The following is a 14,409-nucleotide window of genomic DNA, read 5'->3' as shown; positions in this document are numbered from 1 at the left end:
ATTCGGATAACTACTGGTAGGGCAAAGTTGTTATGAACAAAGTGTGTATGAGCCTTTGCTCTGAATCATAAAGGGGCAATATCTTTTTAGCTAAACGAACAGCAAAAGTGTTAGTTAAGATTGGCATTGTTGCAACTGTGACCGTTGGCGGCATGGATGCCGTCGTCGAGCCCTCAGGGACGAGTTTATGGCGAGTCACAGGGGAAACAATGACAATTCATGCAGCACAACTGACGATATAACTCACTAGCTTTGAGCTTTTGAGCATTTCAAGTTGGAATGGCGGAAATCTAAGATTTAACCGCCATTGTTCTATTAACCCTTAATGCTTGGCTTAATACTTGATAAGAAACTTTATTGCTCCCCTACACTTTTATGCCATTCCACAATCACATTCACAAAGAGTATTATTTCACCGCCGATAGCTCGATAAACGCTGCGGTGTACATTTTTAGATTCAGCATAAATTGCTTATGGGTGATGAACTCTTTTTCGGTGTGGCCAGTGTATTCCACGCCCGGCATGGCAGGGCCAAAACTTAAGGCATTGGGGAATAATTTACTGTTGGTTGAGCCGCCAATTGCAACGGGTTTAGGGTCGACTATGCCAGTGAAGTGGGCAAACACGTCGAGCAGGGTTTGTTGCTGCGGCGCACCTTTCATCACCATAGGCTCGCCCCAATAACTTTCGATATCAGCAAGCTGCACTTGGTGTTTATCCTGCCACAAGACTAGGGCTTCACGGGCTTGTTTAGCGAGTAACTCTGGTGTTTTGCCGACAGGACGGCGCACAACGAAAATCTTGCCACCCATTTTAGATCAACAACATAATGCACTTTTGGTTTGTCTACAACTTGTACGAGCTAAAATTGCTTGAATGAGAGTCATCAAAAGTTGAAGGGCTAAAGCTGAGGCATAAAAATGAGCTAACTCATTAAAAAATAGTGTATTTAAGACATGCTAACCCACCCAATAAAACAAATGGGTAGAGATTGGTTTGGTTAAGCAGTATTACAGTTAGTTGCTGTGAAAGTGCTGACAGCTTGCCGCAAAGTGCCGTCGTCGCTTTTCTAGATGTTCGCAGTAATCAGTGAGTGCTTGCAGCGTACCCACCGGACCATGAAATAGCTTGCCAAACTCAGTGGTGAGCTTGAGCCAATTGTCATGTGGGATATTTAATCTTGCCAGTAACTTAGCGCTATTTATACTGATTGCCCCACGTTTATCACTTCGAATAATTCGACCTGTATCATCGACCAATTCAAGGTAATCCGATAATAAAAACGCAATGCCATTGGGCTGGTTGTCGCGCTCATTACTGATAAAATGCAGTAGATTTTTAGGTTGCTCACCTTTTAATGCGGCCCGAATACGCAGCTGAATACTGGTATGGTCGGATTGTTCTGGTGTATCAGCTAGTTGCGCTCTAATAGGATTCAAATCAACATAGGCCATACAAGTTAACACAGCGGCTTCATCGAGCAGGGCTTGCGATTTAAAGCGACCTTCCCAGAAACGACCTGTACAGTTATCTTCTTGATTTGCTTGTCTTGCTATCGGTTCATTAAGGCAGCGCATAAACCATGAAATATCGCATAATCGGCTGCGATAAATGGCAATTGAATGCTTTAATCTGTGAACTTCATGCGCCTCAACTAATTCACCTTTGGCGAATTTTTGCGTTAATTCATCGCCTTTAAACAGCTTATGCCACTGCTCAAGTACTTCGCGGTCAGTCCAACGATTGGCGCTGTCGATATCGACCCGCAGCACCACATGCAGATGATTGGACATCACTGCAAAGGCCGCCACATCAATAGCAAAAACCGCTTCGAGTTCAAACAGTAGCAACTCTACCCATGCGCGGCGATGGTCATAGTTTTTTCCCGAATAGGCATCGTCACCACACAAAAACGCACGCCGCACAACGCGGCTACAGCAATGGTAATAGGGTGTGTCTTCAACACTTATCTGAGTTCTACGTGGGCGCGGCATACAAACCTCCTTGTTAAATGCTTAACCAAGCATAGTCGGAGGTTAATTACCATGCCATTGAGACTGGATGTCCATTTTTCTTTCAGAGCCTTTCTGCCTTTGAGTATTTAGAGTTGGAATGGCGGAAATCTAAGATTTAACCGCCATTGTTCTATTAACCCTTAATGCTTGGCTTAATACTTGATATCAGACTTTATTGCTCCCCTACACTTTTATGCCATTCCACAATCACTTTAACAAAGAGCACTATTTTGCCGCCGATAGCTCGATAAATGCAGCTGTGTACATTTTTAGATTCAGCATAAATTGCTTATGGGTGATGAACTCTTTTTCGGTATGGCCAGTGTATTCCACGCCCGGCATGGCTGGGCCAAAACTTAAGGCATTGGGGAATAATTTACTGTTGGTTGAGCCGCCAATTGCAACGGGTTTAGGGTCGACTATGCCAGTGAAGTGGGCAAACACGTCAAGCAGGGTTTGTTGCTGCGGCGCACCTTTCATCACCATAGGCTCGCCCCAATAACTTTCGATATCAGCTAGCTGCACTTGGTGTTTCTCCTGCCACAGGGCTAGGGCTTCACGGGCTTGCTTAGCGAGTAACTCTGGCGTCTTGCCGACAGGGCGACGTAAGTTAATAGTCACCTCAGTACCCTTCTGCGTTTGCACAACCACAGTTGGGGCTAAGGTCAGCGGTCCCATAAAATCATCTTTATAAGCTAAGTCACCAAACTGCTCGGCGTAAATGCCTAAACCCACCAGCTCGTTCATGGCGGCAACGGTTAAGGAGGCGCTGGTTTGCGGCCAAGGTTTATCATTCAACTCGGGACTTAATAATGCCGCTAAATGGGTCACAGCATTCACTCCATCCTCAGGGGTGGATGAGTGGGCGGCTTTACCGTCGGCAAAAATATGCAAGTTACACAGCTTATCGACGCAATGGTTTTCAAAACGGTATTTCATCCCCTGCTGCGCGGCTGCTCTGGTCTGTAACTTTGTCAGCAATGCAGGTGAAACCGCCTCAATTTCTGCTTCAGCCTGCTGCGGTACTTGGCTTGCGAAATAGCCGCCAGAGAAAGCCGTTAACGTGGGCGCTTGAGTTGAAGCCTCTGCTTTAGTTTCTTTATTGGAGATCGTAATATTGGGCACTGTAAAGGTAATCTTGCTCCAGCCTTTCTCGGCGGTGACCACGGGGTATTCAGCATCAATAGTAATGTTCATATCCGCTGGCGTGTAGCTGGCTAAAAAGGTTTTCAGTGGTCCCCAGTCGGACTCTTCAGCAAGATAAACCAAGAGTTCAATGCGTCTATCTCGCTTAATGTGTTTATCTTTAATCGCCTTCATCGCATACATGGCAGTGACAATGGCGCCCTTGTCGTCCTCTGTGCCGCGGCCAATCAGTTTGCCCGGTTCCGATTGAGTATCAAGCAGATAAGGGCTCTGCGCCCACAATGCAGGATTAGCAGGTTGCACATCGCCGTGGGTGACTATGCCTAACTTTTTAGATTCATTGTTAACAGCCGAATTGGCATCTAAGCCAATCAACACCACATAGCCATGATCGGCATAATCTAACCCGAGATCCTGACTGAGTTGCTTTAAACTCGACTTGAAGCCCACAAAGGCGGGATTGGTATCTGGCGTTTGCCCTTCAACCGCTTGGGTATTAAAACTCACCAACTGAGTCAAACTCTGCACCATAGCCGCATCGTATTTTGCGACCGCGTAATCGGCGACCTTTAGTACATTTTGGCTTAACTGGGTGACGTTTGTTTGAGCCGCTGTTGTTGCTGGCGCTGCAATACACTGCGGCATAACCCAGCTAGACGCTGTCAGTAATGCCAAGGATAACGCTCGACGCACGCGAGCATGTTGAATATCAGATTGAGACATAGAAGATCCTATTATTGTTATTCGTGTTTTAGGACCGTACTGCAAGAGACGGTTGAAAATGGATTAAGCTGGTTTAGTGCAAGGTGTGGCTTACGCCAGTCATCTGCGACGTGTTTGCGGCTATTATCTTCGACTGCAGCCTTGACCAATGATGTTGCCAAGAAAGCGCACCGAGACGCGATAACATCCGCAGCCAGTTTGCCATATTATTTTGCTTAAAAGCCTGAAACAAAACATTTGTTACAAACTAAACACAAAATCAATGGAACCCCTAGTCCGATACATGTTAAACAGTCACATTAAGATAAATTAATGGTTTTAGCCGCGCGTAGACTTCAATTTTTGCTGAAATCCATGGCCATCATCAAACAATCACCCATAACAATAATCGACCTAACGGGGAACAAATAATGAAGGGACTAACCCTTAAACCGCAAGCCCGCACGGCTAAGCTCACGCTAAGTGCCATCGCTTTAGCCTTAACTTTGGGCGCTTGTAGCACACAACAACCCGAAGCCAGTGTTCAAGCCAACGCAGCACCCAATGCCGTGTCAGCGCAGATTATCAGTCAGAATGCGACCAATCCATTCTTTAAACCCTATGATACGTTTATGGAAATTCCGGCCTTTGATAAGATCAAGCCAGAGCACTTCCTCCCAGCCTTTAAGGCGGGCGTAGCTCAGCAACACGAGCAAATTCAAGCGATTGTTGATAATAAAGCAAAGCCCACCTTCGCCAATACCATTGAAGCCATGGAGTTTTCTGGCGATCTAGTGACCCGCGTTTCTAATGTCTTCTTTAACCTGACAGGCGCCGATACTACGCCAGCATTGCAAGCACTCTCCAAAGAAGTGTCGCCTATGTTATCGTCCGCCGAAGACGATATATTGCTCAATGACAAACTGTTTCAAAAAGTCAAAGCCGTTCACAACGCGAAAGACAGCCTAAAACTCAGCACTGCCCAAGCCAAATTGTTGGAAGATACCTATAAATCTTTCACCCGTGGCGGCGCTAACTTAAGCGAACAAGATAAAACCAAACTGCGCGCATTAAACGAAGAGATCGGCAAACTCAATTTAGCCTTTGGTGACAATCTATTGGCCGAAACCAATGCCTTCGAATTAGTGGTTGATAACAAAGCCGATCTCGCAGGTTTACCCGCTGATGTGATTGCGACCGCTTTTGAAACCGCCAAAAAACGTGGCCATGAAGGCAAGTGGGTATTCACTACGTCTCGCCCTTCTATCACGCCGTTTTTAACCTATGCCGATAACCGCCAGTTACGTGAAAAACTCTACAAAGGTTATATCGAGCGCGGTAACAACAATAACGCCAACGATAACAAGATTATCCTCGCGAAGATTGCCGCCCTGCGTGCCGAACGTGCTCAGTTGATGGGCTATAAAACCCATGCGGATTTCGTGTTAGAAGAACGCACAGCTAAAACACCAGAAAACGTCTATGGCTTACTCAACAAAGTATGGCCAGCGGCATTAGCCCAAGCCAAAACCGAAGTGGCTGATATGCAAGCCATGATTGACGCACAAGGTGGCAAATTTAAGCTGCAAGCGTGGGACTGGGATTACTACGCCGACAAAATTCGTGTCGCTAAGTACAGCTTTAACGAGCAACAAACCCGCCCGTATTTCTCCCTCGACAGTACACTAAAAGGTGTGTTCTACACGGCTAACCGTTTGTACGGTTTGACCTTTAAAGAACGTACCGACTTACCCAAATACAATGCAGAAGTCCGTACTTGGGAAGTTTACGATAAAGACGGCAAGCTGATGGCCATCTTTATGGGTGACTATTTCACCCGCGACAGCAAACGTGGCGGCGCTTGGATGAATTCCTTCCGCAAACAATACAATATAAATGGCGTTGATTCTAAACCTATTATTGTTAACGTATTGAACTACCCTCGCCCTGCGGGCAATGAGCCAGCGCTGCTGACCTTCGATGAAGCCAGCACCCTATTCCACGAATTTGGCCATGCCCTACACGGCATGTTATCGAATGTGGAATATCGCTCACAGGGCGGCACAGCCGTTCCTCGCGATTACGTTGAGTTCCCATCGCAAGTGAATGAAAACTGGATGACCCAGCCAGAAGTGTTAGCCCAATTTGCCAAGCACTACAAAACCGGCGAAGTGATCCCACAAGAATTAGTGAAAAAAATCCAAGCGGCCAGCAAGTTCAACCAAGGCTTTGCCACCGTTGAATATATGGCGGCCACTAAGCTCGATTTAGATTGGCACACACTGACCGACACTACGCCAAAAGATGCGGCCAAGTTTGAAGCGGACTCGTTAGCGGCAATGGGACTGATTGAAGAAATTAGCCCACGCTATCGCAGCACTTACTTCTCGCATATTTTCGCAGGCGGTTATTCTGCAGGCTACTACAGCTACCTGTGGTCGGATATTTTAGGCGCGGATGCTTTCGAAGCCTTTAAAGAAAACGGCATTTTCGACAAGGCCACTGCGGATTCCTTCCGTAATAATATCCTGTCGAAAGGCGGCAGCGATGATCCTATGCTGATGTATAAAAACTTCCGCGGTAAAGAAGCCGGTATCGAACCGCTACTGCGTAGCCGCGGATTACTGGCCGAGTAACATAACATCATCCCTCTAAATTGAAGTTTTAAATATCATAAACAGGGAGCTAACACTCCCTGTTTTTATTTTACTGATACCAAATAGGGAAATGGCAAGGAAGGGTCAAGATGACAGAGTACAGCTTGGCAAGTAACATCTTGGGAAAAAGATGCTACGGAACTTACACTTAAACTTCTTAAAGGCGGAGACTATTGCTAACTTTATGCGTGAGAATCAAACATAAGTATTTGATTAAAAACAAAATGGTTCAATGCTGCCTTTCAACAAACTATTTTGAAACTGTGATTAGCGCGTTATCGGTAGATTTTACATCCTCTACACTTTCCATCTTGAAACAAAAAATGGTTAATAAATCCGCCCCGATATCAATAAAAAGGCTTGCTAGGTTTCCCTAACAAGCCTTTGGGCCTTTTTACAACGAATCGATTAGTCGACTAAACCGCGGCGCTTTAACAGTGCATCGGTTGTCGGTTTTTTACCGGTAAAGTGAATGTAATCTTGCATGAGATCTTCACTGTTACCTTTAGATAAGACTTCCTTACGGAATTTGTCACCATTATCGGCTTTTAATCCACCATGCTCGCCCATATAGGCAAAGGCATCGGCGGCAAACACTTCGGTCCACAAATACGCGTAATATCCAGCCGAATAACCGCCAGAGAAGGCATGGCTAAAGTAGCTCGACTTATAACGCGGGGGAATTGGCGCAAAATCAAGACCATGTTTAGCTAGCACTTGGTGCTCAAACTTCTCTACATCGCTAATTTGAGTATCGGCGCTGATAGAGTGCCATTCCATATCTAACAAGGCCGCTGACAGGTACTCAACGGTATCAAAACCTTGGCCAAACTTATTTGCCGCTAAGATTTTATCGAGTAGTGCCTTAGGAATTGGCTCACCCGTTTTGTAGTGTTTGGCATAGTTAGCAATCACAGCTGGGACGATATTCCAATCTTCGTTAACCTGTGATGGGAACTCAACAAAGTCACGTGCGGTTGATGTGCCAGCCACGCTTGGGTATTTCACCTGCGAGAATAAACCGTGTATCGCATGGCCAAATTCATGGAACAGAGTGGTCACTTCATCGAAGGTCATTAGCGTTGGGCCATCGGCTGGCTTAGGAATATTAAGCGCGTTATAGACAACGGGCTTAGTGCCGAGCAGACCGCTTTGGGTGACGAACTCATCCATCCACGCACCGCCGCCTTTACCTTCACGGGCATACGGGTCTAGGTAGAATAAGCCAATAGAACTGTTATCTTTATCAAAGACTTCAAAAGCTAAAACATCGGAATGCCACACAGGTAAATCGGTACGCGGTTTTAAGCTGATGCCATACAGTTTATGCATCGCGAAAAACAGCCCGTCTTGCAGCACAGTATTAAACTCGAAATAAGGCTTGATACTGCTTTCATCGAGGGAGTATTTCTCTTGACGCACTTTGTCAGCGTAGTAAGCCCAATCCCAAGGTTGCAGCTCAAAATCACCGCCCGCCTTTTTGATTTCAGCTTGAATATCAGCCGCTTCCACTTTGGCGCGAGCTAAAGCTTTTGGCGCTAAATCATCGAGGATTTCATACACAGCGGCTGGGGTTTTCGCCATTTGATCGGCAACCGCATAGGATGCCCAAGTATCGAACCCCAGTAAATTGGCTTTTTTAGCCCGTATTTGCGCCATTTTGACAATCAATGGACCATTGATTGCGACGGCTCTGTGCGCCGAGGTTTCCCACACTTTTTGGCGCAGTTCACGGTTGCTCAGGCTAGAAAGTACAGGTTGGCGTGTCGTGTTCACTAAGGTAATCAAATAGCCCTCTTTTCCAGCAGCTTTGGCGGCAGCGGCTAAGGTGGCGATTTCGCTGTCAGATAAACCAGCTAACTGGGCTTTATCAGTCACAACAATCACATCATCTTTAAATGATTTTAAGCTGTTTTGTGAAAAGTCCGTCGCTAAGGTTGCAAGCTCGGCGTTAAAGTCGCGCATTTTAGCTTTATCTTCAGCCGACAATTTCGCGCCAGCGCGAACAAACTGCTCATAGTAGTATTCAACTAAACGCTGATCTTCCGCATTTAAGCTGCTTTTTTGTTGATATACCGCTTCAACACGGGCAAATAACGTTGGATCGAGATAAATATTATCGCGATGGGCAGATAGCATAGGTGCAAGATCAGCTTCGGTTTTCTGGAAATCATCATCAGAAATCAGACCGGCGAGATTAAAAAAGGTCCGCGACACACGCGTTAATAATTCACCTGAGGTTTCCATCGCCAGAATGGTGTTGTCAAAACTGGCCGCTTGCTTGTTATTCACAATTGCAGCGATTTCAGCATCATGGGCTTTAATGCCTTGCTCGAAGGCAGGAGCATAATCTGCCGTATGGATAAGGTTAAATTGTGGCGCTTGATCCTGCAGCGGACTCTTGCTCAGCAATACATTGGTTGCTTCTGCTTTAGCAGCGATTTGAGTCGCTACGGCATTTTTGGCTTCATTGGCACTGGCGGCTGGCTTGTCTGAACAAGCGCCAAGTAACAATGCCGCGGCCACGGCTGTGGTTATAACGGACTTACGCATATTAACTCCCTTGGATGTTGCTGCCCTTTCGTTTGTATTTTTAAGGTGAAAGGTGCGCGCTAACGGATTTTGGCTTTCAGTTTAAAACAGTCTGAATTAACGAACGCTTGTTGCTACGGTCGTTAATTTCGATGAGCTACCTTAACAAGTTACGCGCATTTCAGCCAAGTTTTACCCCGCAGCAGCGGCGCGAATTTGTATCACTTTATGTGTATTACCAGTCTATATGTGCTTATGCCAACGCTTAGCTACACCTAATGTGCTGCGATCCTTACTAAGTGCTTGCAAGCAAAGGTGATGAGGATTAGCTAAAATTCAATGTAAAAAGAATTATTTAAAACAATCCAAGTGGATTTTTAAGCCAAATATCCTCAACATAAAAAACGATATAAGCAAATAAAACACCGTTTCTATAACAAATATTAATTCTTCTTAATAAACTTTTTGCTGTGATTATTTAAACCTCAATGTAACAAATACACAGGCCAAATGGCTCATTATTTAGGCAGACGCACTCTAAGTCACAATTTGAAACAGCTTTTCTCCGATTAATGTCACATTCAGATCATCAAATGTCTTTATAATTCCCGCTCGTTAACTTAGCGACAAATTAACCTAACAGTTAAATGACGCTGAATTAACGGGATGATGGGCATGCTCTTGACGGAACATGCGTTGGGGTCAAATAAATATAAATAGAGATAACTATGTTAAATAAGAAAATACTCGCAGTGATGATCACTGCCGCCCTTGGTGTCAGCGCCTGTAATTCTGATGACGACAAAGTCGTTCAAGCCGATTTACGGGTACTCGAAACCACAGATCTGCACACAAATATCATGGATTTCAACTACTACAGTGGTAAAGACGATCCCACTATCGGTCTTGCCCGCACTGCAAGCTTGATCCACGCTGCACGCAGCGAAGCCAAGAATAGCGTCCTCGTTGATAACGGCGATCTGCTGCAAGGCAGCCCTATGGGTGATTATATGGCCAAAGTTGGCCTGCAAATGGGCGATGTTCACCCTGCTTATAAAGCCATGAACCTATTAGATTATGAAGTCGGTAATATCGGTAACCATGAATTTAACTATGGTTTAGACTTCTTAAATAAATCCATTAGTGGTGCAGATTTCCCTTATATCAACTCAAACGTTTATTGCGCCGACGATAAGGGTTGCTGGAAAGAGGTGAAAAAAGGTGAGCATTTATTCACCCCTTATATCATTAAACAAAAAAATATTATCGACAGCGAAGGCAATAATCAAACCATTAACATTGGTTATATTGGCTTTGTGCCACCACAAATTCTATTGTGGGATAAGCAAAATCTGACGGGGAAAGTGACGGTTGAAGATATCGTTACCACCGCAAAAAAATATGTCCCAGAAATGAAAGCCAAAGGGGCCGATATCATTATCGCCATTCCTCACTCTGGCATTGGTTCAACGGAAAATCCTGGCGATCCTATGGCTGAAAACGCCACTTACGCTTTGACTTATGTTGACGGTATCGATGCGATTCTATTCGGCCACAGCCACTCTATCTTCCCAGATGCTAAGTATGCCGACTTACCCAATACCGATGTCACAAAAGGCCTACTGAACGGCGTCCCCGCGGTGATGCCAGGTCGTTGGGGCGATAACTTAGGGGTGGTTGACTTTAAACTTGAGCGTAGAGATGACAAGTGGCATGTCCTTAGTGCCAAAACGCAAGCTCGCCCTATCTATGATGGCGCAAATAAAGCCCCATTAGTTGAAGCGGATGCTGCTATTCACGATGCCGTTGCCGCCGAGCACCAAGGTACCCTCGCCTTTGTGGATGAGCCTATTGGTGTCGCCGCGGCGGACATGTATAGCTTCCTTACCTTAGTGCAGGACGACCCTACGGTACAAATCGTTTCCGATGCGCAAATCGCAAACGTGAAAGCAAAATTACCTCCGGAATTAAAAGGGTTGCCAGTACTGTCAGCCTCTGCGCCTTTTAAAGCGGGCGGTCGCCACGGTACAACCAGTGATGCCGATCAATTTGTGCAAGTCGATAAAGGTCCACTGACCTTTAAAAACGCCGCCGATCTGTACCTATATCCCAACACTATGGTGGCAGTCAAAGCAACGGGCGCCGAATTGAAAGATTGGCTCGAGTGCTCAGCGAACCAGTTCAATCAAATCGACCCAACAAAAACCACCCCACAAGGGTTAATCAACTGGGATGGTCATCCAACCTATAACTTCGACGTACTCGATGGCTTAACCTACAAGATTGATGTCACTCAACCGAACAAGTTTGACCGCGATTGCGCCGTTGTCAATGCCAATGCGAACCGTATCGTTGATTTAAGCTATAAAGACGAAAACGGTAAAGTCATCACAGGTGAAGAATTTGCCGCGAAAGAGTTTATCGTCGCCTCAAATAACTACCGCGCCTTTGGTGGTAAGTTTGCCGGTACGGGTAGTGACCACGTCGTGCTCGAACTGCCCGATACCAACCGTGAGGCGTTAGCGGCTTATATCACAGCGCAATCTCAGTACAACGAAACCACGGGTAAGTACGAAGCTATGGTCAATCCAAGTGCCGATTACAACTGGGATTTCAAAACCATCACTACTAACGTCACATTAGACGTTCGCTTCGAAACCCAAGACAGTGATAAAGCCGCTGCCTTTATTGAAGCCAATAAACAACGTGAAATGAAGAAGATCAGCAAGGATGAACTGGGTTTCGCCGTTTATAGCATCAACCTAACCAAATAAGCGTTAATCCCGCAATATCATGCTAAAAAGGCTCCTCGTGAGCCTTTTTTATTCCCTACAGATAAAATTAACGCTAATCTGCGCGCTATAAACGGCGTGTCGCCATTTAGTTCATCATGCTCCACACTAAAGGTTAAACCTGCTTTGTGTCGTCAGATATCTACCTTATTATTTAGCGGCGTCCTCGCAACAACAGAGAAAGCTTATGAAATATCAATCAATCTTATGTGCCACCGCGTTAATACTGGGAGTTGTGCAACCTGCAATGGCCGATGTTAATCTCAATCTGCCTAAAAATGCTGAAGTGTTAACGGTCAATGGCAAGCCAGCAGTAAAGAGTAGCAACCTTGTTTTAGCCGATGGTATCAATCAAATCGCCTTCCGTTATGCCGCGCAATACCGGCAACAAGCTGACTCAGTGCATTATCTATCCGACGTACTTATCGTCCGTTTTGATGCGTCAGCACAAACACTTACCCTGACACTTCCCGCCATCAACTCAGCCAGAGATGCCAAGAAATTTGATGAGTCACCCAAGCTGACACTATCAAATACTCAAGATGAAGCAGTGAGTTTTACCAGCGATAAATTGATTAAGAATGGGATCCAACTGGGACGGGATTTCGAACACGAGATACTGCAGTACAACCTTAGCAATAATCCGGCTTCATTAAATCTCACTATGAATACCGCGACAACACAAGCAAACGACGCCATTGCACCAGTATTGGCAAGCCAACCACAAATACGCCAAACAGCAGCAGTCACATCCACGAACTTGATCGCGCCAGCAGTAATGTCGTCAGCTGCCGCAGCGGTAAATGACAAGGCTCAGCCAACGACTTCAGTGACTTCTACAACCGCACCTAGCCAAACTGAAATCAGTCAAATGCTTGATTACTGGTACAAACAAGCAAACGACAATACCAAAGCCAGCTTCAAAGCCAAAATCAATAAAGAATAACCCATAGAATACGCCCGCGTTGTAGAGGATATTTGTCCTCCAACCATCAACAACGCTTCGGCTATCTATTTCAGACCGCCAGCTTAGTGTCACATATGAACTGGCGGCTCTATTCAGTTCGTAAAATTAGAACTTAGTAAAACTTAAGCTCATTAAAAATGCGCCCAGTAAACCATTCCCACTTCACAGCTTAATGTCATTTAATACCATTCCGCATTGAAGTCTGATCTAATAGCAAGCAACCCAACAGCTTGAAATTGGATTATGAAACCTGAAACTGCTGAAAGTCTGCTTAGCCTCTCCAAAAGAGAAAAAAATCCGCATAAGCGCATGCGATTGCTCGCTGTATCGCTATTTTTGCAATGCCATAACCGCACTCAGGTGGCAAGCCAGTTGAAGGTGGCCAGATCTAGCGTCAACTTATGGGTCTCCAGCTATCTTGGGCAAGGACTGGCAGGACTTGAAGATAAACCACGCCTAGGGAAGAAGCCGTCATTGTCAAATGAGCAAAAAAGGAGACTCGCCAGATACATTGAGTTCAAAGCACAATCAGATGAGAGCGGCAGACTCACTGGGGCCGACATCCAGCAATACATCTCGAGTGAGTTTAATGTCGAGTACCATCCCAATCACATCTATAAGCTACTAAAGAGCATGGGATTCTGTTGGATAACCAGCCGCTCCAGGCATCCAAAACAAACTCAGAGCTTACAGGACGCTTTTAAAAAAGTTTCCTCTGGAAACGATCCTTCACGCTCCCATTCATATACAACCACACCAGATTGATATTTGGTTTCAGGACGAAGCCAGATTCGGCCAGCAAAATACAACGACACGACTTTGGGCCCCCAAAGGCAGTAGACCAAGAGCGCTAAGACAGCAGCAGTTTGAATATGTGCATCTCTTCGGCGCAGTCTGTCCTGCAACAGGAGAAACTGAAGCCATCATCACGCCATTCGTTAATAAGGACATCATGCACCAGCACTTGGAGCTGATTGCAAAACGCACCAAACCTGGCCGCCATGCTGTCGTGGTAATGGACGGTGCGGGTTGGCATACCAATGACATTGCTGCTGATATCCCCAACCTGTCTATACTCAAACTGCCGCCATATTCCCCAGAACTAAACCCCATCGAACAGGTATGGAGTTGGCTGCGCCAACATTATCTCGCCAATCGCTGTTTTAAAGGATATGAGGACATAGTGGATGCCTGCAGCCAGGCATGGAACAGCTTTATCAGTTGTACAAAACGCGTGGTAAAAATGTGCTCTCGGGAATGGGCAAAGGTGACTGAACTTTAATGCGGAATGGTATTAGGCTGATTTTTACAAACCTCAGACGCAAAAAAGCCAGCTTATTAAGCTGGCTTCGTTACATCTCTACGAGATAATTAGGCGCTTGGCGATGACCTACTCTCACATGGGGAGACCCCACACTACCATCGGCGCGTTTGCGTTTCACTTCTGAGTTCGGGATGGGATCAGGTGGTTCCACAAGGCTATTGTCACCAAGCAAATTCTGTTTATTACCGTGTCCATCTCTGGACCACGTTAATAATAATTCGGAAAGCTGATTTGCTTTGTTTGAGTCTTTAACTTTATCAAGTGTCGATATTCT

General features: G+C 45.7%; 8 protein-coding genes, 1 rRNA gene and 1 pseudogene. 5 read left to right on the top strand and 5 right to left on the bottom strand.

The features are described from left to right. Positions 1-107 precede the first annotated feature (107 nt). On the top strand, positions 108-242 hold the full coding sequence (locus tag Q4Q52_RS16620) for a hypothetical protein (protein ID WP_259563962.1): 135 nt from the start codon (positions 108-110) through the stop codon (positions 240-242). Positions 243-407: 165 nt separating this feature from the next. Here Q4Q52_RS16620 and Q4Q52_RS16615 read toward each other — a convergent pair. The 3 genes and pseudogenes from Q4Q52_RS16615 to Q4Q52_RS16605 form a co-directional block, all read right to left on the bottom strand. After that, positions 408-791 (bottom strand): annotated as a pseudogene (locus Q4Q52_RS16615) (hypothetical protein); the annotation flags it as partial. Positions 792-1,016: 225 nt separating this feature from the next. Then, positions 1,017-1,994 carry a transposase gene (locus tag Q4Q52_RS16610; protein ID WP_311991132.1) on the bottom strand — a complete coding sequence of 326 codons (978 nt, stop codon included), beginning with the start codon at positions 1,992-1,994 and terminating at the stop codon, positions 1,017-1,019. Positions 1,995-2,240: 246 nt separating this feature from the next. Further along, positions 2,241-3,884, bottom strand: coding sequence for a dipeptidase (locus tag Q4Q52_RS16605; protein WP_311991131.1), 1,644 nt, complete (start codon positions 3,882-3,884; stop codon positions 2,241-2,243). A 410-nt stretch (positions 3,885-4,294) separates the two neighbouring features. Here Q4Q52_RS16605 and Q4Q52_RS16600 point away from each other — a divergent pair, with 410 nt between their 5' ends. Then, positions 4,295-6,499, top strand: a complete 2,205-nt coding sequence (locus tag Q4Q52_RS16600; RefSeq protein ID WP_311991130.1) for a M3 family metallopeptidase — start codon at positions 4,295-4,297, stop codon at positions 6,497-6,499. Positions 6,500-6,928: 429 nt separating this feature from the next. Here the strand turns inward: Q4Q52_RS16600 and Q4Q52_RS16595 are convergent, their stop codons facing one another. After that, positions 6,929-9,073 (bottom strand): M3 family metallopeptidase, encoded by a 2,145-nt coding sequence (locus Q4Q52_RS16595; RefSeq protein ID WP_311991129.1) that lies wholly within the window; start codon positions 9,071-9,073, stop codon positions 6,929-6,931. A gap of 707 nt (positions 9,074-9,780) precedes the next feature. Here Q4Q52_RS16595 and Q4Q52_RS16590 point away from each other — a divergent pair. The 3 genes from Q4Q52_RS16590 to Q4Q52_RS16580 all read left to right on the top strand — a co-directional run bounded on the left by Q4Q52_RS16590 (position 9,781) and on the right by Q4Q52_RS16580 (position 14,093). Then, the gene (locus tag Q4Q52_RS16590) at positions 9,781-11,826 is read left to right on the top strand and encodes a bifunctional 2',3'-cyclic-nucleotide 2'-phosphodiesterase/3'-nucleotidase (RefSeq protein WP_311991128.1); all 2,046 of its coding nucleotides are present in this window, start codon (positions 9,781-9,783) and stop codon (positions 11,824-11,826) included. Positions 11,827-12,031: 205 nt separating this feature from the next. Further along, positions 12,032-12,790 carry a DUF2057 domain-containing protein gene (locus Q4Q52_RS16585; RefSeq protein WP_311991127.1) on the top strand — a complete coding sequence of 253 codons (759 nt, stop codon included), beginning with the start codon at positions 12,032-12,034 and terminating at the stop codon, positions 12,788-12,790. A 264-nt stretch (positions 12,791-13,054) separates the two neighbouring features. Next, a protein-coding gene (locus Q4Q52_RS16580; RefSeq protein ID WP_311991126.1) for an IS630 family transposase occupies positions 13,055-14,093 on the top strand; the annotation gives its coding sequence in 2 pieces (ribosomal slippage) (positions 13,055-13,513 and positions 13,515-14,093; 1,038 coding nt in all). 95 nt (positions 14,094-14,188) lie between these two features. Here the strand turns inward: Q4Q52_RS16580 and rrf are convergent. Beyond that, positions 14,189-14,304: ribosomal RNA gene (rrf, locus tag Q4Q52_RS16575) — 5S ribosomal RNA — on the bottom strand. Positions 14,305-14,409: the final 105 nt, after the last annotated feature.

The organism is Shewanella sp. SP1S2-4 (assembly GCF_031932075.1).
Lineage (GTDB): Bacteria > Pseudomonadota > Gammaproteobacteria > Enterobacterales > Shewanellaceae > Shewanella > Shewanella baltica.
The sequence above is the reverse complement of the archived record's forward strand: the minus strand, read 5'-3'. Positions and strand labels throughout refer to the sequence as shown.